Origin of the sequence: Sphaerisporangium sp. NPDC005288 (genome assembly GCF_040607475.1) — a bacterium.
Taxonomy (GTDB): Bacteria; Actinomycetota; Actinomycetes; order Streptosporangiales; family Streptosporangiaceae; genus Sphaerisporangium; species Sphaerisporangium rhizosphaerae.
This window is the reverse complement of record NZ_JBEXGT010000004.1, coordinates 1-19673: the sequence shown is the minus strand read 5'-3', so window position 1 is coordinate 19673 and position 19673 is coordinate 1. Positions and strand designations below refer to the sequence as shown.

The following is a 19673-nucleotide window of genomic DNA, read 5'->3' as shown; positions in this document are numbered from 1 at the left end:
CGGCAAGGAGTGTGCCGTCACCTTGCCACCAGTTGTCCGCGAGTCCTTCGACTCCCGCTCATGTCGGGCAACGCCGTCCTCGGTGACGTGGCCGGCCAGGTGTCCCGCAGTGCCGCTGGCACCACACTTCGGTGGCCCGCCGGCGTGGCCGGGCCTCCTGGCAGAAGCACGCGGCGCTCATCGACGCCATCGCCGCCGGCGACGCCGACCTGGCCGGCGAGATCATGAAGAACCACACCGAGCAGACCCGCCACCTGTACATCAGCCAGTTCGGCGAGGAGGAGCCCGCCCAGCCCCCGCCGAGCCGGCGCCGCAGGCGGCGGGCGCCCGCGTCGTTCGGAAGTTGACACAGATGTCACCCGCGGCTCGCTAAGAGGAAACATCGCCCGAGGAGATTGATCACGAGGGCGAAGTCGCTTGTCTCCACGGGAAAGCCGTGTGGCGGCGCGTCCGCCTCCGAGGCCGGGGACGCCTCGGGAGGGCGGCCGCGTCGCCACACGCCGATACCTCGCACCGTTGGTCTCCCAGGATTCAGCCGCCTGGCCCTCCCCGCCCCCGGGCCGGTGAAGGACCCTCGCGGGCTAGCGCGCCAGTGACAGCAGCAGCGCGCCGCCGATGGCGAACCCGTAGCCGGCGGCGGCCAGTGCGACGACCTGGGTGCGCCGCGGCTCGTCCCAGCGGGTGCGCCCCAGCAGCCAGGCCAGCGCCGGGAGCACCAGCACTCCGTGCAGGCTCACCCCGTGCACGGGCTTGAGGAAGCCGCCGGCCTGGTAGGCGAGCTCGGACCGGCCCGCGGCGACCAGGGTCATGCCACGGGCGATCATCGCGGCGCCCGAGGCCAGCCCGACGAGCAGGGTGAGGAACCCCGCGCGCAGCGCCAGTCGCATGCTCGCCGGCAGACCGGGGTCGCCGCGCAGGGCCTGGACCGAGAAGACGACCAGGACCGCCACCAGGATGACGCCCCCGGCCGCCAGCATCGTCGACACCAGGCCGTCCACGGTGGTCTCGCGGTTGAAGTGCGAGGGGACGTGCCGCCACGCCTGCAGGGTGATGCCGCCCACCTCGGCCGCACAGTCGGCGGCGAAGACCCCGAGCAGCACGGCACGCGGGCGCGGTCGCAGGCGCACGTACGAGGTCACCCAGGCGATCGTGATCAGGGTCAGCCCGAAGGACACGCCGAACGTCGCAGGCTTGCGCCAGGACACCGGCCCCTCCCAGGGACCGCCGAGGACGGCGAACACCCCGAGATGGAACACCCCCGCCGCCACCAGCACCACGCCCACGACGTGACAGACGCGCTCGGCGGCAGGGGCGTCGTCCCAGTGGGCCGCCAGGACGGCGAGGCCCCGGCGGAGCGGCGAGGCCGGGCGGGCGCCCGCGGTGGCCGTGGTCATCACGGTTCCACCCTCCCGGCTGCCGCCGAGCCCCGCATCGTACGGCGGGCGGCGTTCGCCGTACGACCACGGGAGTACCCCCAGCGGGATTGACGGGGACCCGCCGCCACGGCGCCCGTGGAGCGTGGCCGTCAGGAGGCGTCGAGAAGGTGGCGGGCGACGAAGTCGTTGGCGAACCTGCCGGTGGGGTCGTAGCGGCGGGCGAGCGCCTGGAAGTCGCCGAGGCGGGGGTAGCGCGACCGGAGCGTCTCAGGGTCGACGGTGAAGAGCTTGCCCCAATGGGGACGCGGGGCGTAGGGGGCCAGGCGGTCCTCGATGAGGCCGAGGACGGGCGTGACCGCGTCGGCGTCCTTGATCCAGGTGAAGTGGAAGGCCACGCTGTCGCGCTCGTGGAAGGGGCTGAGCCACTGCCGGTCGGCGGCGATGGTGCGGATCTCGGAGATCTGCAGCACGGGGGCGATGCGGTCGCTGATCGCCTCCAGGGCGTGCAGCGCTGCCACCGCGTCCCGGCGGGCGACCATGTACTCCGACTGCAGTTCCTCGCCGCTGCTCGGGGTGAAGTCGGGGCGGAAGTGCGGCAGCCGCTCGAACCAAGGTCCGGGGACGCCCATCTGCTCGGTGCAGTGGACGGCCGGCATGCCGGGCACCGGGTGCCTGGGCCCGTCGGCCGGGGTGGCGCCGAACAGATCGGGGACGGGCGCGGGACCGGTGGCCTGGTCCAGGCGCTCCTTGACCCACACCTGGCCGATGCGCGAGGTGCGCCAGTCGGTGAACATGCTGACGCTGTAGGCGCGCGAGACCAGGTCCTCGAAGTGGTCGTCCAGCGCCTCGACGGGCAGCCCCTCGTAGACGTACTGCCGCACCTCGAAGGCGGGGACGATGTCGAGGGTCAGGCCGACGACGGCCCCGAGGGCGCCGAGCGCCACGACGGCGCCGTCGAACTCCTCCCCGTCCCGGTCGCGGCTCAGCGTCACCAGGTCGCCGTCGGCGGTGACCATCTTCACCGCCGACACGGCCGTCGCGAGGCTCCCGTTTCCGACGCCGGACCCGTGGGTCGCCGTGGCGCAGGAGCCGGCGACCGAGATGTGCGGCAGCGACGCCATGTTGGGGACCGCGTACCCCTTGTCGTGCAGGCGCCGCCCGAGCTCGGCGTACCGCACGCTGCCGGAGACGTGCACGGCCGCCGAGGCGGTGTCGATCTCCACGACCTGCGGCAGCCCGTCCAGCGAGACCAGGGCGCCCGGCGAGTCGGCGACGCGGTTGAACGAGTGCCCGCTTCCGAGCACCCGCACCTTGGCGCTTCCCGCGATCAGGCCGCGCAGCTCGTCCAGTGACGAGGGGGCGTCGAGACGCTCCGCCGCGAAAGTGATATTACGTGCCCAATTAGTCAGCTTCTGCGTCAACTGCGGCTTCCCTCGGCTTTCACGGCAAGTGCTCCATTTGACCGCTGAATGGCACTCTAGACGTAAGGGATCCATCCGGGGAGGCCGCCTGCCCGGCACGGCGTCGGCGCGCCCGCCGCGACGGGCGCCCGACGACCCCGGCCACGGCGGACGCGGCAGAGGCCGCCGGCCGGGCAGGAATGCGGGAGCCAGGCGTCACGCGCCGCGGCGGGCGGCCCAGTCGGGAGCCAGGACGGACATCACGATCGCGTCGTGCCAGGCTCCGTCCCAGCGCAGCGCGTCGCGCAGCACGCCCTCCTCCACGAAGCCCGCCTTGCGGTACACGTGCCGGGCCCGCTCGTTGAAGTCGAAGACCTCGAGCGAGACCCGGTGCAGCCCCACCGTGGCGAAGACGTGCGCGAGGACCAGCTCTATCGCCTCGGAGCCGTAGCCGCGGCCGAAGACCCGCGGCCCGGCCAGGGCGATGCGCATGCCGCAGGACAGGTTGTCGGCGTCCAGGTCGTTCAACACGATCTCACCGACGTAATCGCCCTCCTTGACGTCGCAGATGGCGAGGTCGAGCCGATTGTCCTGCTCACCCCGGGTGGAGTACCACTTCTCGATCGCCGCACGGGTGGGCTTCCCGTGCGAGCCCGTCAGGCGCACGGTCTCGGGATCGTTGACGAGTTCCCACAGGCCCTCGACGTGCTCGGGACCGGCCGGGCGAAGCACGACGCGCTCACCGGTCAACGTGGGCTTGCTGGCGAATGTCACCCGCCAGTGCTACCAGCCGCGCACCGGCCGGGACAACCGCTTTCGCGCCCGGCACGCCGCCCGGGCCGACTCGCGCCCGGCCCACCGCCGGGGCGGCCCCGCGGCCGGCCGCCCCCTGTCTCAGCCGGCCCCGCCCGGCTCGCGGCCGGGCGCCCGCCCCCGGCCGGTCCCGAACGCTCGGTGAGCGTGCACCAGCAGCTCACGCGCCGCGGGACCGTGGGTGTCCTTCCACACCAGGGCGAGCAGGGCCGGTGTCTCGACGTCGTCGATGGGCAGCGCGGTGAGGTCCCGGTGACCGCCCACCATCGAGTCGCACAGGACGGCGACCCCCAGCCCGCGGCCGGCGAGGTCGGCGATGGCGTCGGCGGCGCTGGCCTGCAAGGCGATCAGCGGCCGGAGGTTCCGCGCCGCGCAGGCCTGGTCGAAGACCGTGCGCAGGCCGGTGCCGGGCGGCATGCAGATGATCGGCAGGTCCACCAGGTCGCGCAGCGTGACCCGGGGCAGGGACGTCAGGGGGTGGCCGGCCTGGACCACCGCGACGAGGCGCTCGCTGATGATCGTGAGCGCGCCCAGTCCTTCGGGGGTGGCGGTCGCGGTGCCGATCAGGGCCAGGTCGACGGTGCCGGCGCGCACGCCCTCGACGAGCCGGTCGGAGTTGTCCTCCAGCAGCGAGATCTCCACGCCGGGGTGCGCCCGGTGGAAGGCGGCGAGGGCGTCGAACAGGGGCGTGATGGTGCAGCCGATGACCATGCCGACCGTCAGCCGCCCCCGGATCAGGTCGGTCACCTCGCCGACCGCCTGGCCGAGCGCCCCGGCGGCGGCGAGCGCCGCCCGGGCGTGCTCGAGCGCGGCCTTCCCCGCGACCGTGAGGGTGGCCGACCGCGCGGACCGGTCGAACAGCTCGGCGCCGAGCTCCCGTTCGAGCTGCCGGATCTGGGCGCTGACGCCGGACTGGCTGATGTGCACCCGCTCGGCGGCGCGGGTGAAGTTGCGCTCCTCGGCGACGGCGACGAAGTATTCCAGCTGCCGGAGTTCCATGACTGTTGATTCTAGCTTCTAGCAGATCCATCTGTTGGACTTCTGGTCGTGGTGCGCGCAACCTGGGACACGTCAGAGCCCGATGCCAGGAGGAAGATCCATGACGGAGTACGAGAAGGCCATGCGGCCGGAGGACGTCACCCGCTTGTTCGTCGAGCGCTCCAACGCCGGCGACGCGGCCGGGGTCGCCGCCCTCTACGAGGAGGAGGCGGTGCTGGCGTACCCGCCCGGCGGCCGGACGGCCGGCCGGGAGGCGATCCGCGCGCTGTGGGAGCAGGTGCTGGCGGGCCGCCCCCACTTCGAGCCGGAGGAGCCGCTGCCCACGCTGATCAGCGGCGACATCGCCCTCACCTCCACCGCGCCGAGGGACGGCGCCGGCGCCCGCGCCCAGGTCCTGCGCCGCCGGCCCGACGGCAGCTGGCTCCGCCTCCTCGACCAGCCCGAATTCGTTCCCCTCTCCCGCTGAACCACCCTCGACACCACCGAAGGAACAGGTATCGACATGCGCAAGTGGCTGCCGCTGATCACGGTCTGCCTGGGCACGTTCATGCTGCTGATCGACGTCACGATCGTGAACGTGGCCTTGCCGGACATGGTGGGCGACCTCGGCGCGTCGTTCGGGGCGCTGCAATGGGTCGTGGACGCCTACGCCCTCGCGCTGGCCGCGCTCCTGCTCGGCGCGGGGTCGATCGCCGATCTCGCCGGGCACCGCCGCGCCTACATCGCCGGGCTCGCCCTCTTCGCGATCTCGTCGGCCGCGTGCGGCCTGGCCCCCGGCACCGGCGTGCTGATCGCCGCCCGCGCCGTGCAGGGCATCGGCGCGGCCGCCATGTTCGCCACCACGTTCGCGCTGCTCAACAGCGCCTACACCGGACGCGACCGCGGCAGCGCGTACGGCGTGTGGGGCGCGGTGGCGGGGGCCTCGGCCGCGGTGGGCCCGATCCTCGGCGGCCTGCTCACCGAGGGCGTCTCCTGGCGCTGGATCTTCTTCGTCAACCTGCCGGTCTGCGCCGTCGCGATCGTGCTCTGCGTCAGAGTGCTCGCCGGCGCGAACGCGCCCGCCCGAGGCCGGGTCGACGTCCTGGGCATCGCGAGCTTCAGCGCCGCGGCCGCCTGCGGCACCTACGCGCTGATCCGCGCGAACGAGGAGGGCTGGTCCGACGCCGCGGTCTGGTGGCTCCTGGTCCTGGCTGCGGCGTTGCTGGCCGTGTTCGCCGTCTTCGAGGCGCGCTCACGCCACCCGATGTTCGACCTGAGGCTGCTGCGCGACCGCCCGTTCGCGGGCGTCCTGCTCGCCGGAGCGCTGATGACGTTCGCGGCCTTCGCCCCCTTCACCTACACCTCGATCTGGCTGCAGTCGGTGCTCGGACTGACCCCCATCGGCGCGGGGCTCACCGGACTCCCGATGTCGGTCATGTCGTTCATCATCTCGGCGCTGCTGGGACGGGCGCTGCACGGCCGGCGGCCGGACCTGGTGATCGGCGCGGGACTGCTGTTCGTCGGCCTCGGCTGCCTGCTCGCCGCCGCGCTCGTGCACGGTGCGGCCGGCTGGACGGCGCTGCTGCCCGGCTTCGCCGTGATCGGCGTCGGGGTCGGCCTGGCGACGCCGATCCTCGGCTCGGTGTCCATGTCGCTCGTCCCGCCCGAGCGGGGCGGAATGGCCGCCGGCGCGGTCAACACCACCCGCCAGCTCGGCTTCGCCCTGGGCATCGCCGCCCTCGGCAGCGTCTTCGCCGCCCGCGCCCAGACCGGCCTGTCCGAGCACGGCCTCCCGCAGGCCGCCCGACTCGCCCGGGGCATCGCCGGCGGGCAGACGCCCGCGCTGCTGGCCGCCGTGCCGCCCGCCGCGCGCCAGGCGCTGGACGGCGCGGCGCACGCCGCGGCCGTGTCGGGCGTCCAGGCCACCTACGCCGTAGGCGGGGCCGCCGGTGTCCTCGCCGCCCTGCTGGTGGTCGTGCTCATGCGGCCGGCCCGGCCGCCCGCCGCGCGTCAGGACGACCGGCCGCCCGTCGCGGAGCCGGCCCGCCGATAGGGCCCGGACGCGAAGATCCCGCCCGATCGTTGATCGGGCGGGATCTCGTCGCTTCCCTGGAACCGTCCTGAGGACGGGCCCCGGTGGAGCTATGGGGATTCGAACCCCAGACCTCCTCCATGCCATGGAGGCGCGCTACCAGCTGCGCCATAGCCCCTGGTCACCGCTCGGGGTGTTCCCCTTGCGGCGCTCGGAGAGCATATAGCGACAACCCCCCGTTGACCTAATCGACACCTTCCCGCCGCCCGGACGCCGCGCGCCGCCGCGACCGGGCCGCGCGGTTCAGATGGCGGCCGGAGCCGAGTCGGGACGGTCGTCGCTGCTGATCGGCTCGGGGAGCGTGCCGGCGTTGTGCTCCAGCAGGCGCCAGCCCTTGCGACCCTCCTGCAGGACGGACCAGGAACAGTTGCTCAGGCCGCCCAGGATGGACCACAGCTCCTCCGGCAGGCCGAGCAGCCGCGCCAGCCCCAGGCGGATCGCCGCGCCGTGGGAGGCGACGACGAGCAGGCCACCCTCCTCCAGCCGGGCCACCCAGCGCCGGGTGGCGGCGGCCACGCGGTCGGCGACGTCGGTGACGGCCTCGCCGCCCGGCGCCTCCCACTCGGCGTACTGCACCGGCCAGCCCGCCGCGATCTCGGCGCGGGTGAGCCCCTCCCACTCGCCGCCGCCGCGCTCACGCAGGTCCTTGTCCACCAGGACGTCCAGCCCGGCGACCGTCCCGAGTGCGGCGGCGGTGTCCTGAGCCCGTCGCAGGTGCGAGGAGACGATCAGCGACGGGCGCAGCGACGCGAGCAGCGAGGCCGCCCGCTCGGCCTGGGCCACACCGGTCTCGTCGAGCGGGATGTCGGTGTGCCCCTGGAAGCGCTGTTCGACGTTCCACAGCGTCTGGCCGTGGCGCCAGAACACGACGCGCCGGCCACCGCGCTTCCCCTCACTCACCTGCCGTCCCGCGGCCCCGCTGGGCCTGCACCCGCCGCACGCTCTCGGGCAGGGCGATGGACGGGCAGTCCTTCCACAGCCGCTCCAGGGCGTAGAAGGTGCGGTCCTCCTCGTGCTGCACGTGCACGACGATGTCCAGATAGTCCAGGAGCACCCAGCGTCCCTCCCGCTCGCCCTCGCGGCGGACGGGCTTGGCGTGGGCCTCGATGCGCAGCCGCTCCTCGATCTCGTCGACGATCGCGCGGACCTGGCGGTCGTTGGAGGCGGAGCAGAGCACGAAGGCGTCGGTGATGACCAGCTGGTCGCTCACGTCATAGGCGATGATGTCGTCCGCCAGTTTCTCTGCCGCCGCCTCGGCGGCGAGCTGGACGAGCTGGCGGGATCTCTCGGATGCTGTCACGATGCGGCTTGTTCCTCCTGTGAAGGGTACGAGGTCCAGCATTCCCATTATCAGGATGCCCGGTAAAGCCCCCGCTTGTTGATGTACTGAACAATCCCGTCGGGGACCAGGTACCAGATCGGTTCCCCGGCGGCCACCCGCTGCCGGCACTCCGAGGAAGAGATCGCGAGCGCCGGGATCTCGACGAGGCTGACCTTTCCCTCCGGGAGGCCCGGGTCCTGCAGGAGATGGCCCGGACGAGTACAGCCTACGAAATGCGCCATCGTGAAGAGCTCATCGACGTCGCGCCAGCTCAGAATCTGCGCCAGCGCGTCGGCGCCGGTGATGAAGTACAGCTCGGCGCCCGGCTCGTACATGGCCGCGATGTCGCGCAGAGTGTCGATCGTGAAGGTCGGCCCCGGACGGTCGACGTCGATGCGGCTCACCGAGAAGCGAGGGTTGGACGCGGTCGCGATGACCGTCATCAGATAGCGGTCCTCCGCCGCCGACACCGTCTGCTCGGCCTTCTGCCACGGCCGGCCGGTCGGGACGAACACCACCTCGTCCAGGTTGAAGTGATGGGCGACCTCGCTGGCCGCGACGAGGTGGCCATGGTGGATCGGGTCGAACGTCCCGCCCATGATGCCAAGCCGCCTGGTAGGGGCCCCATTTCTCATGCGAGGGACCCTAACGTGCCGCTCGGCCCCGCGGGGCTCCGGCCCCCCGGCGTCGCGGCGGCACGCCCGGGCGCCCCGCCGGGGCAGGAAGCATCTTCCTGGGCCGCGCGCGGGCATCCGCCCCGACGTAGCATGCCGACCATGACCACCTCCACCCCGGATCGCAACCGTATCCAGCTGCCCGGCATCAGTTCCCGGGCCTACGAGCATCCAGCCGACCGGTCGGCTCTCGTGGCGATGCGCTCCCTGTCGGGCTTCGACTCGGTGCTCAAGCGCATGTCCGGCCTGTTCAGCGAGCGCCGTCTGCGGCTGATGTTCCTCGGCTCCTCGGTGCGGGCCAGCGAAACCCAGTTCCGCGCCCTGTACGACATGGGCCGCGACAGCGCCTACATCCTCGACCTGCACCGCATCCCCGAGGTCTACGTCCAGCAGGACCCGCGGCCGAACGCCATGGCGGTCGGCTTCGACGACCCGTTCATCGTGGTCAACACGGGCCTGCTCGACCTGATGGACGAGGAGGAGCTGCGGTTCGTCATCGGGCACGAGACCTCGCACATCCTGTCCGGCCACGCCGTCTACGGCACGATGCTGGCGATCCTGACCCGCCTGGCCACCCGCGTGGCGTGGATCCCGCTCGGGTACATCGGGCTGCGCATCATCGTCACCGCCCTGGAGGAGTGGCACCGCAAGGCCGAGCTGTCGGCCGACCGCGGCGGCATGCTCTGCGGGCAGGACCCCGAGGCCGCCATGCGCGCCCTGATGAAGCTCGCCGGCGGCTCCCGCCTGCACGAGATGAACATCGAGGCCTTCCTGGACCAGGCCCGCGAGTACGACACCGCCGGCGACGTGCGTGACGGCCTGCTGAAGGTGCTCAACCTGCTGGGCTCCACCCACCCGTTCGCGGTGATGCGCGTGGCCGAGCTCGACCGGTGGCGGCGGGACGGCGAGTACGAGACCATCCTGTCCGGCGACTACCCCCGCCGCGAGGACGACGCCAACGCCAAGCTCTCCGAGGAGGTCAAGGCGGCCGCCCGCTCCTACCGCGAGTCGTGGGCGCAGTCCCAGGACCCGTTCATCGGCGTCCTGCGCGACGTCGCCGAGGGCGCGGTCAACGCCGGCGAGCGCATCTTCAACCGGTTCGCCCGCCGGGACAACTGACCGGCGCCCGCGGTCCACGGCCGGCGGGCGAGCCGGCCGCGACCGGTCAGCGGCATCGGCCGGCACGCCGTCGAGCTGCGCACGGGGGCGGACGCGGTGCGCGCCGCCGCAGCTCACGGCCTTTCGTCCCGGCCGGCGGCCCCTCCTGACGGGCCCCGGCCCGCCGGGTGGCCCGGTGTCCTCAGAAGGCGTGCGGCAGCACCCAGGCCAGGACGCGGACGGCGGCGGCGCACACCGCGACGAAGCCGCCGAGGACGGCGAGCGCCCGCAGCCCTTCCCTGCGCAGGTCGGGCACGCGGACGCCGGCCCGCTCGACCTCGCTGCCGACGATGCCGCCGCACACGACGCCGAAGACCACCCCGGCCACGGTCATCGGGCCCGGCTGCGTCCACCACTCGCCCTCGATGCTCCCTCCGGCGGCGACCCAGAACGCCGAGGCGGCGATCGCGGAGGCGGGCACTCCCGGCCACACCGCCGCGCTGAGGATCGACCCGGTCAGGGTCACCGGGAAGCACACCACGCGCAGCGCTCCCCGCACTCTGGCCGACCTTCGGTTCCTGACCAGCCAGTGCCCGGTCCACCAGGCGCGGGCCAGCACGCACAGGGCCGCCGTGACGATGAACGTGGCCGGCGGCCAGATCACCGACACCACCACGCAGGGCACGGCCAGCATGGCCAGGACGATGAGCACGGCACTGCCGGGCGGGGAGGAGATCGACGCGGCCGGCGCGGCGTCGGTCGCGAGCGCCGACTCCCTGACGTCGGCGGCGGCCCGCCGGACCCTGGCCATCGCCGTGGCCCCGCCGGCCCTGGTGCGGCGCTCGGCGGCCTCACCCCGCACCCGTCGCGCGGAAGCCTCGGCCTTCGCCCCGCGCTCCTGGCCGTCGGCCTTGGCCCGCCGACCGGCGTCGGCTTTACCCCGGCGCTCTACGGCGTCGGCCTTACCTCGGCGCTCTACGGCGTCGGGCTTGGCCCGGCGGTCGGCGGCGGCGTCCGCCGCGGAGGGGCGAATCCGGGCGCGCTCCCCCGGCGTCTCCTCCTGAGCCCGGCCTGTGACGGCGTCCTCGGGCCTGCTCCGGCCGCCCGCGGGACCATCGGCCTTCCCCCGGCCGGCGGCGGCGTCGGGCTTCGCCCGCCCGGCGGCCGGGCCGTCGGCCTTGGCCCGCACCACCGGCGGGCCGTCCGCCTTTGCGCGGACGGCCGCGGGACCCTCCGGCAGCGCGCGTGCGGCAGTGGCGCCCTCGGGCTTCGGCCGGGCGACCGGCGGCGCGTCGGCGGCCTTGGCCCGGGCGTTCGCCGCGCCGTCGGACCGGACGCGGCCCGCCGCCGGGTCGTCGTGCGCACCGCCGGCCGCGGGCGCCGTCGCGCGGGCCAGGCGAGCCAGCCGGTCCGACAGCAACGCGGCGGTCGGCCGCTTGGCCGGCTCGCGGTTCAGCGCGGCGCGCACCAGCGGCAGCAGGGAGCCGGGCACGCCCGCCAGGTCGGCCCGCCCGTTCAGGACGGCGTACATCTGCGCCTCGACGGTGCCGCGGCCGAACGTCGGGCGCCCGGTGGCCGCGAACGCGACCGTCGCCGCCCAGGAGTGGACGTCAGCGGGCTCGCCGACGGACTCCTCGGCGAACACCTCGGGGGCCGAGTATCCGGGCGTGCCGAGGAAGGTGCCGGTCATGGTGACCCGGGTGGCGTCCGACACCTGCGCGATGCCGAAGTCGATCAGCACGGGCCCGTCGGGGCCGAGCACCACGTTGGCCGGCTTGACGTCGCGGTGGACGACCCCCGCGGCGTGGATGATCGCGATCGCCGTGGCCAGCCCTCGGGCGAGGTCGACGAGCTGCGGACCCGACAGGGGGCCGCCCCGCCGCACCGCGTCGAGGAGGGTCTCCCCCTCGATGTGCTCCATGACCAGGTAGGGCCGGTCCCCGGACAGATCGGCGTCCAGCACGCGGGCGACGTAGGGGCTCTCGACCCGGCGCAGCGCACGCACCTCGCGGTCGAGCCTTAATCGGGAGTCGGGATCGTCTCCGATGGGGTCACGCAGGATCTTGACGGCGACCTTCGCCCCGCGTCGGCCGATGGCGAGGTAGACCTCGCCCATGCCACCACGTCCGAGGCGCTCCACCATGGTGTACGGGCCGACTCTCCCGGGCCCGCCCACTCGCCGTCCACCCATAGGGAACGCCACCATAGCGCCCAACGACCCGCGCGCGTCGGCGACGCGCCGGAAGCGGTAGTTGAAGTTTGCTCGAATTCGCCGCGCGCCACAGACCACCATGAAGCCGCGGACCGCCATGAACCGGAGATCACCGGGAGGGCGAGGAGTCCTCCAGCAGGGTGTCCAGGCGGACGCGCGGCACCGTGGACAGCGCCTTCCTGCCGGTGCGCCGCCAGTTGACGTGACCGCGGCGCTCCAGCCACAGCATGATCTGGTCGGCCGCCGCCATGACCAGGGCGGCGTACCCGAGCGCGAAGACGAGACTCATGGCCACAGTCAACCGCCACCCAGGCGCGCTCACCCACGGCGACACGCCGAACACGTGAAGTCACCACAACACTGGGCGCCCACTGAGACGCCCCGTGCCGTCCGCGCCGGGTCAGAAACCGGCGATCACGGTGCCCGCGGAGGTGCGCAGGTGGCCGTCGCCGGTGTAGACCCACTTGGTGGAGGTTAGCTCGGGCAGCCCCATCGGCCCCCGGGCGTGCAGCTTCTGCGTCGAGATGCCGATCTCGGCGCCGAACCCGAACTCGCCGCCGTCGGTGAACCGCGTGGAGGCGTTGACCGCCACCGCCGCCGAGTCGACCAGCGCCACGAACCGCCGCGCGGCCTTCTGCGAGCGGGTGACGATCGCGTCGGTGTGCGCCGACCCGTACCGCCGGATGTGCGCGACGGCGTCCTCGAGCGTGTCCACCACCGCGGCGGCGATGTCGAGCGAGAGGTACTCCTGCCCGAAGTCGTCCTCGTTGGCGGGCACGACGGCCTCGCCGTAGGCGGCGACCCGCTCGTCCCCGTGCACGGTGACGCCCTCCTGGGCCAGCCGCGCCAGGGCCGCCGGGACGAAGGCGTCGGCCACGGCCGCGTGCACCAGCAGCGTCTCGGCGGCGTTGCACACCGAGGGGCGCTGCACCTTGGCGTTGACCAGGATCTCCATGGCCAGGTCGAGGTCGGCGTCGGCGTCCACGTACACGTGGCAGTTGCCGACGCCGGTCTCGATCACCGGCACCGTGGACTCCTCCACCACCGAGTTGATCAGCGAGGCGCCGCCGCGCGGGATCAGGACGTCGACCAGCCCGCGGGCCCGCATCAGGTGCTTGACCGACTCGCGGGTGGTGCCCGGCACGAGCTGCACCGCCCCCGCCGGGACCTCGGTGCCCTTCAAAGCGTCCTGCATGACGCGCACCAGGGCGGTGTTGGAGTGGTAGGCGCTGGACGAGCCGCGCAGCAGCACGGCGTTGCCGCTCTTGAGGCACAGCGCCGCCGCGTCGACGGTCACGTTGGGCCGGCCCTCGTAGATGATGCCGACGACGCCGAGCGGGACGCGGAGCTGCCGCAGCTCCAGGCCGTTCGGCAGCGTGTTCCCCCGGACCACCTCGCCGACCGGGTCGGGCAGGTCGGCCACCTCGCGCACCGCGCCGGCGATGTCCGCGACCCGCGCGGCGTTCAGCCGCAGGCGGTCGATCATGGTCTCGGTCGTGCCACCCTCGCGCGCGGCGGCGACGTCCAGGGCGTTGGCCTCGACGATCTCGCCGACCCTGTCCACCAGGGCGTCGGCGACGGCATGCAGAGCGGCGTCCTTCGCGGCACGCGGAAGCGGCGCGAGCTCGGCGGCGGCCTCTCGGGCGGCGTGGGCGACCTTCAGGAAGTCATCGGCCTCAGACATGCCTCGCGCTCCTGCTCTCGGTGGTGGGGTCCAGTATGACGATGTCGTCGCGGTGGATCAGCTCTCGCTCGTATTCGGGGCCGAGGGTCGCGGCCAGCTCGCGCGTGGAACGCCCGAGCAGCTCGGGGATCTCCGCGGCGTCGAAGTTCACCAGCCCGCGCGCCACCGGCGTGCCGTGCGGGCTGTAGAGATCGACCGGGTCGCCGGCGCTGAAGTCGCCCTCGACGCGGGTCACCCCGGCGGGCAGCAGCGACTTGCGCCGGCCCACCACGGCCTCCACCGCGCCGGGATCCAGGTGCAGGCGGCCGCGCCCGGTCGTGGCGTGCGCCAGCCAGAGCAGACGGGTGCCGGGGTAGCGGCCGTCGGGCTGGAAGAAGGTGCCGACGTCCGCCCCGGCCAGGGCCTGGGCGGCGTGGGCGGCGGCGGTGAGCACGACCGGCACCCCCGCACCGGTGGCGATGCGCGCGGCCTCGACCTTGGTGATCATGCCGCCGGTGCCGACCCGGCCCGACCTGCCGAGCTCGACCCCTTCCAGGTCCGCCGCCCCCCGGACGTGCGGGATGCGGCGCGAACCCGGCTGGCGAGGGTCCCCGTCGTACAGGGCGTCCACGTCGGACAGCAGCACCAGCGCGTCGGCGTGGATGAGGTGGGCCACCAGGGCCGCGAGACGGTCGTTGTCGCCGAAGCGGATCTCGTCGGTGGCGACGGTGTCGTTCTCGTTGACCACCGGGACGATGCCGAGCTCCAGCAGCCGCAGCAGCGTGCGCTGGGCGTTGCGGTGGTGGGAGCGGCGCATCATGTCGTCGGCGGTGAGCAGCACCTGCCCGACGCGGCGGCCGTACCGGGCGAAGGAGGAGGTGTAGCGGGCGACCAGCACGCCTTGCCCGACCGAGGCGGCGGCCTGCTGGGTGGCCAGGTCGCGCGGGCGGGCGGACAGGCCGAGCGGGCCGAGGCCGGCCGCGATGGCGCCGGAGGACACCAGCACGATGTGGGCGCCGCCCGCGCCGCGCGCGGCGAGCACGTCGACCAGCGCGTCCACCCGGTCGACGTCGATGGTGCCCTGCGGGGTCGTCAGCGAGGACGATCCCACCTTCACGACCAGGCGGGAGGCGTGCGCCACCCGCTCCCGGCCGGTGCTGTCCATCACGGTCGCTCCCCTTCGCTCGTGCGGGCACGGCCCGCTCCACTGGTGCCGGCCAGGCCCGCCGCCGGTCGTGCCCCTAGGGCGCCGCGGCGGCGCCGCTAGTCCTGCGAGCGGCGCTCGTTTCTGGCCGCCTCGGCGATCCCGACGCGGTCGTCGGACCCGCGCGGGCCCTGGGCGGCGTCGGCGTCCAGGGTGGGCCGCCAGTCGAACAGGTAGCCGCCCTCCATCGGGCCGATGACGACCTCCGCCCCCTCCTTGGCGCCGGCCTCGCTCAGGGCCTTCTCGATGCCGAGCCGCTCGAGCCGGTCGGACAGGTAACCGACCGCCTCGTCGTTGCTGAAGTCGGTCTGGCGGATCCACCGCTCGGGCTTCTCGCCGGTGACCTGGAAGGTGTTGGCGTCGACGCGCTTGACGGCGAACCCGGCGTCGCCGTACTGCTTGGGCCGGATGACCAGGCGCGTCGGCTCCTCGACCGGCTTGGCGGCCCGGGCGGCCGCCACCATCTCCGCCATCGCGAACGACAGCTCGCGCAGGCCCTCGTGCGAGGCCGCGGAGATCTCGAAGACCTTGAGGTCCTTGCCCTCGAGCATCGGCCGCACCATGTCGGCCAGCTCGCGCGCCTCGGGCACGTCGACCTTGTTCAGCACGGCCAGCCGCGGCCGGTCGTCCAGCTCGCCGTAGGCCGCCAGCTCGGCCTCGATCACCGAGAAGTCGGTCAGCGGGTCGCGGCCAGGCTCCAGGGTGGCGCAGTCGAGCACGTGGACGATCGTCGAGCAGCGCTCCACGTGACGCAGGAACTCGTGCCCGAGGCCGCGCCCCTCGGAGGCGCCGGGGATCAGCCCGGGGACGTCGGCGACGGTGAACACCGTCTCGCCCGCCGTGACGACGCCCAGGTTGGGCACCAGCGTCGTGAACGGATAGTCGGCGATCTTGGGACGGGCGGCGCTGAGGGCCGCGATGAGCGAGGACTTGCCCGCGTTGGGGAACCCGACGAGCGCCACGTCGGCGACCGTCTTCAGCTCAAGGACGACCTCGCGCTCGTCGCCGTCCTCGCCGAGCAGCGCGAACCCGGGGGCCTTGCGCCTGGCCGAGGCCAGCGCGGCGTTGCCGAGCCCTCCGTGCCCGCCCTGGGCCACGACGTACCGCGTGCCCGCGCCGACCAGGTCGATCAGCGCCTCGCCGGTCTTGGCGTCCTTGACGACGGTGCCGTTGGGCACCTTGAGCACCACGTCCTCGCCGGTGGCGCCGTCGCGGTTGGCGCCCATGCCCTGCTTGCCGTTGGCGGCCTTGCGGTGCGGCCGGTGGTGGTAGTCGAGCAGGGTGGAGGTGTTGGGATCAACCTCGAGGATCACATCGCCCCCGCGGCCGCCGTTGCCGCCGTCGGGGCCGCCGAGCGGCTTGAACTTCTCGCGGTGGATCGAGGCGCAGCCGTTTCCCCCGTCACCGGCCTTGATGTAGAGGACCACCTGGTCCACGAACTCCGCCACCGTCACTCCTTCTCACCGGCGCGGCCGTTCGGCCCGCGCCGTTCACCGCCGCGCCGGGCGCCGATACAGCCCCCCTCACGACGATGAGGCGGATCGAGAAGTCGATCCGCCTCATCAACGTTCTGTCTCGGCCGCCGCCGCGCTCACGCGCGGCCCGGCGGCCCGTGTCTCGCTGCCGGCGGATCTACTCCGCGGCCGGGACGATGCTCACGGCGCGACGGCCGCGCTTGTTGCCGAACTGCACGTGGCCCGCGATCAGCGCGAACAGCGTGTCGTCGCCGCCACGGCCGACGTTGTCGCCCGGGTGGAAGTGGGTGCCGCGCTGGCGGACGATGATCTCGCCGGCGTTGACGAGCTGCCCGCCGAAACGCTTGACCCCGAGCCGCTGGGCGTTGGAGTCACGGCCGTTCCGGGTGGACGATGCGCCCTTCTTGTGTGCCATGGTTCGCTACCACTACTTCCCGGGGTTGATGCCGGTGACCTTCACCTGGGTGTACCGCTGACGGTGCCCCTGGCGCTTCTTGTAACCGGTCTTGTTCTTGTACTTGAGGATGTGGATCTTGGGGCCCTTGGTCTCGCCGAGAATCTCGGCGGTCACCTCGAACTTGCCAAGCGTGGCAGCGTCGGTGGTGACATCGCCGTCGTTGACGACGAGCACCGGCGCCAGCGACACCGTGGAGCCGACCTCACCGGCGACCTTGTCTACCTCGAGGACGTCACCGACGGAGACCTTCTGCTGCCTGCCGCCGCAACGAACGATCGCGTACACCGCGGAACCCTTCTTCTGGCTAATTGCTCGCTGAACGCTGCGCCTCTGCATCCAGCTCCCGTCGAATACACACGACCGGCGAACCGGGTAGGCGCGCGAAGCTAGGCGCGCCACCGGACGCACCGATTGACAAGGATACCGGATTGCTGGTGCCCTGGTCGAACCGGACGGTACGCCGGGTTGCCGGCCTATTCGGCCGGCCCTGCCGGTCTGGTCGCCTTTCGGGAGCGTCGCCGCCCCCGGGCGGAGGGCTGTGCCGCTTGCCCGTCCTCGCCCGCGGAGCCGTCAAGGGCATCGGTCACACTATCACGACCGCCCTCACCGCTCGCGGCGACCGCGATGCCGCCCTCCTTGACCAGCTTGTCGGAGGAGGCCCTCTCGAGCTTCTCGGCGACGGCCTTCTCCACCGCCATCTTGCCCTGGGTGGCCCTGGGCTCGATGGCCTTGGACTCCACCGGCTCGGTGGAGACGATCAGCCCGCGGCCGTGGCAGCAGTCGCAGGGCGTCGAGAAGGCCTCCAGCAGGCCCTGGCCGACCCGCTTGCGGGTCATCTGCACCAGGCCGAGCGAGGTGACCTCGGCCACCTGGTGCTTGGTGCGGTCGCGGGCCAGGCACTCGAGCATGCGCCGCAGCACCAGGTCGCGGTTGCTCTCGAGCACCATGTCGATGAAGTCGACGACGATGATGCCGCCGATGTCGCGCAGCCGCAGCTGGCGGACGATCTCCTCGGCGGCCTCCAGGTTGTTCCTGGTGACCGTCTCCTCCAGGTTGCCGCCCTGACCGGTGAACTTGCCGGTGTTGACGTCGACCACGGTCATCGCCTCGGTGCGGTCGATGACCAGCGAGCCGCCGCTCGGCAGCCACACCTTGCGCTCCATCGCCTTGGCGATCTGCTCGTCGATGCGGTAGGCCGCGAAGACGTCGCCGTCCTCCCACTTGCTGAGGCGGTCGGCCAGGTGCGGCGCGACGTAGCGGACGTACTCGTCCACCGTGCCCCACACCTCGTCGCCGGCCACGACCAGCGAGGAGAAGTCCTCGTTGAACACATCGCGCACCACGCGCACCGTCAGGTCGGGCTCGGAGGACAGCAGCTCCGGCGGGCTGGCCGACTTGGCCTTGCGCTGGATGTTCTCCCACTGCGCCGAAAGGCGGGCGACGTCGCGGCTGAGCTCGTCCTCCGAGGCGCCCTCGGCGGCGGTGCGCACGATCACGCCGGCGTTCTCGGGCATGACCTTCTTCAGGATGGCCTTGAGCCTGCTGCGCTCCTTGTCGGGGAGCTTGCGGCTGATGCCGGTCATCGAGCCGTCGGGCACGTAGACCAGGTAGCGGCCCGGAAGGCTGATCTGGCTGGTCAGACGGGCGCCCTTGTGGCCCATGGGGTCCTTGGTGACCTGGACCAGCACCGACTGACCGGACTTCAGCGCCGCCTCGATGCGCTTGGGCTGGCCCTCCAGGCCCGCGGTGTCGAAGTTGACCTCGCCGGCGTACAGGACGGCGTTGCGGCCCTTGCCGACGTCGATGAAGGCGGCCTCCATCGACGGCAGGACGTTCTGCACCTTGCCCAGGTAGACGTTGCCGACGTAGGACTGGCTGGCCTCGCGGTCGACGTAGTGCTCGACCAGGACGCCGTCCTCCAGCACCGCGATCTGGGTGCGGCCGCCCTGGCGGCGCACGACCATGACCCGCTCGACGCTCTCGCGGCGGGCCAGGAACTCCGACTCGGTGATCACAGGCGGGCGGCGCCGGCCCTGCTCGCGGCCCTCCCGGCGGCGCTGCTTCTTGGCCTCGAGGCGGGTGGAGCCGCGGAAGCCCTGCACCTCGTCCACCGACACCGGACGGCCGGCCCGGGGCGCGCGGATGCGCACCACGGTGTTCGGCGGGTCGTCGACGGTGGCCTCGCCCTCGTCCCCTCCCCTGCGGCGGCGACGACGGCGGCGGCGGGAGGTGCCGGATTCGTCGTCGTCCTGGTCGCCGGCGGCCTCGGCGGCCGGCTGCGCCTGCTCGGCGGAGGCGTCCTGCCCCTCGTCGCCCGCGTCCTCGAGGTCGTCGGCCTCGTCGTGCTCGCGCACCTTCCGGCCGCGGCCTCCCCTGCGGCGGCGACGACGGCGACCGGCAGCGTCGTCCTCCTGCTCGTCGTCCTCGTCGGAGTCGACCTCCGCGAGCTCCGCGGCCTCGGCGGCGTCTTCGGCCTCGGCCGGCTCAGGCTCGGGTTCGGGCTTCGCGTGGGGCCGGGGCTCGGGCACGTGCGGCACGGCCGCGCGCGGCTCGGGCGCCTGGAAGATCGGCTGGAACACGGCGGCGGGGGCCTGGAAGGTGACGGCCGGAGCGATGCGCGCCTCTGAGACGGCGCTCAGGCCGAACGGGTCGGCGAACACCGCGCCCTGCGGACGGGCCTCCTCGGCGACGTCCTCACCGGCGGGCTCGTCGTCCAGCGGCTCCTCGGTGGGAAGCGCCTCGATGATCTCGGGCGTGACCTGCTCGGACACCGCGGGCGGCGTCTCGGCCGCGACGGCCGGCGGCTCGGCGGCGACGGCACGCTCCGCCGGAGCCTCGGCGGCCTCGGCGGTCTTCCTGGTGCGCCTGCGGCGCGCCGGGGCGGCCGGGGCGGCCTCCTCCGGGGCGGCG

General features: G+C 73.2%; 19 protein-coding genes and 1 tRNA gene. 4 read left to right on the top strand and 16 right to left on the bottom strand.

Translation table 11 applies throughout. The features are described from left to right. Positions 1 to 131 precede the first annotated feature (131 nt). Positions 132 to 347, top strand: coding sequence for an FCD domain-containing protein (locus ABZU32_RS05270; RefSeq protein WP_354917400.1), 216 nt, complete (start codon positions 132 to 134; stop codon positions 345 to 347). Positions 348 to 581: 234 nt separating this feature from the next. Here the strand turns inward: ABZU32_RS05270 and ABZU32_RS05265 are convergent, their stop codons facing one another. The 4 genes from ABZU32_RS05265 to ABZU32_RS05250 all read right to left on the bottom strand — a co-directional run bounded on the left by ABZU32_RS05265 (position 582) and on the right by ABZU32_RS05250 (position 4588). Continuing rightward, on the bottom strand, positions 582 to 1394 hold the full coding sequence (locus ABZU32_RS05265; RefSeq protein ID WP_354917397.1) for a hypothetical protein: 813 nt from the start codon (positions 1392 to 1394) through the stop codon (positions 582 to 584). A 131-nt stretch (positions 1395 to 1525) separates the two neighbouring features. Beyond that, entirely contained in the window at positions 1526 to 2797 is a 1272-nt protein-coding gene (locus ABZU32_RS05260) for a D-arabinono-1,4-lactone oxidase (protein WP_354917394.1), read from the bottom strand. Positions 2798 to 2992: 195 nt separating this feature from the next. Next, on the bottom strand, positions 2993 to 3550 hold the full coding sequence (locus tag ABZU32_RS05255) for a GNAT family protein (protein ID WP_354849677.1): 558 nt from the start codon (positions 3548 to 3550) through the stop codon (positions 2993 to 2995). A 120-nt stretch (positions 3551 to 3670) separates the two neighbouring features. Continuing rightward, positions 3671 to 4588, bottom strand: coding sequence for a LysR substrate-binding domain-containing protein (locus ABZU32_RS05250; RefSeq protein WP_354917391.1), 918 nt, complete (start codon positions 4586 to 4588; stop codon positions 3671 to 3673). A 100-nt stretch (positions 4589 to 4688) separates the two neighbouring features. On the opposite strand from ABZU32_RS05250, the gene ABZU32_RS05245 reads away from it, so the two are divergent. After that, positions 4689 to 5054 (top strand): nuclear transport factor 2 family protein, encoded by a 366-nt coding sequence (locus ABZU32_RS05245; protein WP_354849671.1) that lies wholly within the window; start codon positions 4689 to 4691, stop codon positions 5052 to 5054. 36 nt (positions 5055 to 5090) lie between these two features. After that, positions 5091 to 6620, top strand: coding sequence for an MFS transporter (locus ABZU32_RS05240; protein ID WP_354917388.1), 1530 nt, complete (start codon positions 5091 to 5093; stop codon positions 6618 to 6620). An 84-nt stretch (positions 6621 to 6704) separates the two neighbouring features. On the opposite strand, the gene ABZU32_RS05235 is transcribed toward ABZU32_RS05240, so the two are convergent. The 4 genes from ABZU32_RS05235 to nadD form a co-directional block, all read right to left on the bottom strand. Further along, a tRNA-Ala gene (locus ABZU32_RS05235) sits at positions 6705 to 6777 on the bottom strand. A gap of 125 nt (positions 6778 to 6902) precedes the next feature. Continuing rightward, positions 6903 to 7559 (bottom strand): histidine phosphatase family protein, encoded by a 657-nt coding sequence (locus ABZU32_RS05230; protein ID WP_354917385.1) that lies wholly within the window; start codon positions 7557 to 7559, stop codon positions 6903 to 6905. Then, complete coding sequence (rsfS, locus tag ABZU32_RS05225; RefSeq protein ID WP_354849662.1) at positions 7552 to 7959, bottom strand: ribosome silencing factor; 408 nt, start codon at positions 7957 to 7959, stop codon at positions 7552 to 7554. The genes ABZU32_RS05230 and rsfS overlap by 8 nt, the downstream gene beginning before the upstream one ends. A gap of 50 nt (positions 7960 to 8009) precedes the next feature. After that, entirely contained in the window at positions 8010 to 8615 is a 606-nt protein-coding gene (nadD, locus tag ABZU32_RS05220) for a nicotinate-nucleotide adenylyltransferase (RefSeq protein ID WP_354849659.1), read from the bottom strand. Between the two features lie 141 nt (positions 8616 to 8756). On the opposite strand from nadD, the gene ABZU32_RS05215 reads away from it, so the two are divergent. Continuing rightward, on the top strand, positions 8757 to 9773 hold the full coding sequence (locus ABZU32_RS05215; RefSeq protein WP_354917381.1) for a M48 family metallopeptidase: 1017 nt from the start codon (positions 8757 to 8759) through the stop codon (positions 9771 to 9773). A 181-nt stretch (positions 9774 to 9954) separates the two neighbouring features. Here ABZU32_RS05215 and ABZU32_RS05210 read toward each other — a convergent pair whose 3' ends face one another. The 8 genes from ABZU32_RS05210 to ABZU32_RS05175 all read right to left on the bottom strand — a co-directional run. After that, on the bottom strand, positions 9955 to 11895 hold the full coding sequence (locus tag ABZU32_RS05210; protein WP_354917378.1) for a protein kinase: 1941 nt from the start codon (positions 11893 to 11895) through the stop codon (positions 9955 to 9957). Between the two features lie 178 nt (positions 11896 to 12073). After that, positions 12074 to 12253, bottom strand: a complete 180-nt coding sequence (locus tag ABZU32_RS05205) for a hypothetical protein (RefSeq protein ID WP_354917374.1) — start codon at positions 12251 to 12253, stop codon at positions 12074 to 12076. A 111-nt stretch (positions 12254 to 12364) separates the two neighbouring features. After that, on the bottom strand, positions 12365 to 13648 hold the full coding sequence (locus tag ABZU32_RS05200) for a glutamate-5-semialdehyde dehydrogenase (RefSeq protein WP_354917371.1): 1284 nt from the start codon (positions 13646 to 13648) through the stop codon (positions 12365 to 12367). Beyond that, entirely contained in the window at positions 13641 to 14792 is a 1152-nt protein-coding gene (proB, locus tag ABZU32_RS05195) for a glutamate 5-kinase (RefSeq protein ID WP_354918015.1), read from the bottom strand. Before proB ends, ABZU32_RS05200 begins: the two co-directional genes overlap by 8 nt. 98 nt (positions 14793 to 14890) lie before the next feature. Then, entirely contained in the window at positions 14891 to 16279 is a 1389-nt protein-coding gene (gene obgE / locus ABZU32_RS05190) for a GTPase ObgE (protein ID WP_354917368.1), read from the bottom strand. A 184-nt stretch (positions 16280 to 16463) separates the two neighbouring features. Further along, complete coding sequence (rpmA, locus tag ABZU32_RS05185; RefSeq protein ID WP_114032604.1) at positions 16464 to 16721, bottom strand: 50S ribosomal protein L27; 258 nt, start codon at positions 16719 to 16721, stop codon at positions 16464 to 16466. 12 nt (positions 16722 to 16733) lie between these two features. After that, on the bottom strand, positions 16734 to 17048 hold the full coding sequence (gene rplU / locus ABZU32_RS05180; RefSeq protein ID WP_354853706.1) for a 50S ribosomal protein L21: 315 nt from the start codon (positions 17046 to 17048) through the stop codon (positions 16734 to 16736). A gap of 188 nt (positions 17049 to 17236) precedes the next feature. Further along, the coding region (locus ABZU32_RS05175) for an Rne/Rng family ribonuclease (RefSeq protein ID WP_354917365.1) at positions 17237 to 19673 on the bottom strand (2437 nt) is incomplete at its 5' end.

Excerpts from the sequence above, each read along its gene's own strand:
- ABZU32_RS05265 (WP_354917397.1), bottom strand. The coding sequence starts at position 1,394 with ATGACCACGGCCACCGCGGGCGCCCGCCCGGCCTCGCCGCTCCGCCGG.
- ABZU32_RS05250 (WP_354917391.1), bottom strand. The coding sequence starts at position 4,588 with ATGGAACTCCGGCAGCTGGAATACTTCGTCGCCGTCGCCGAGGAGCGC.
- ABZU32_RS05245 (WP_354849671.1), top strand. The coding sequence starts at position 4,689 with ATGACGGAGTACGAGAAGGCCATGCGGCCGGAGGACGTCACCCGCTTG.
- ABZU32_RS05240 (WP_354917388.1), top strand. The coding sequence starts at position 5,091 with ATGCGCAAGTGGCTGCCGCTGATCACGGTCTGCCTGGGCACGTTCATG.
- nadD (WP_354849659.1), bottom strand. The coding sequence starts at position 8,615 with ATGAGAAATGGGGCCCCTACCAGGCGGCTTGGCATCATGGGCGGGACG.
- ABZU32_RS05215 (WP_354917381.1), top strand. The coding sequence starts at position 8,757 with ATGACCACCTCCACCCCGGATCGCAACCGTATCCAGCTGCCCGGCATC.
- ABZU32_RS05210 (WP_354917378.1), bottom strand. The coding sequence starts at position 11,895 with ATGGTGGAGCGCCTCGGACGTGGTGGCATGGGCGAGGTCTACCTCGCC.
- ABZU32_RS05205 (WP_354917374.1), bottom strand. The coding sequence starts at position 12,253 with ATGAGTCTCGTCTTCGCGCTCGGGTACGCCGCCCTGGTCATGGCGGCG.
- ABZU32_RS05200 (WP_354917371.1), bottom strand. The coding sequence starts at position 13,648 with ATGTCTGAGGCCGATGACTTCCTGAAGGTCGCCCACGCCGCCCGAGAG.
- proB (WP_354918015.1), bottom strand. The coding sequence starts at position 14,792 with ATGGACAGCACCGGCCGGGAGCGGGTGGCGCACGCCTCCCGCCTGGTC.
- rpmA (WP_114032604.1), bottom strand. The coding sequence starts at position 16,721 with ATGGCACACAAGAAGGGCGCATCGTCCACCCGGAACGGCCGTGACTCC.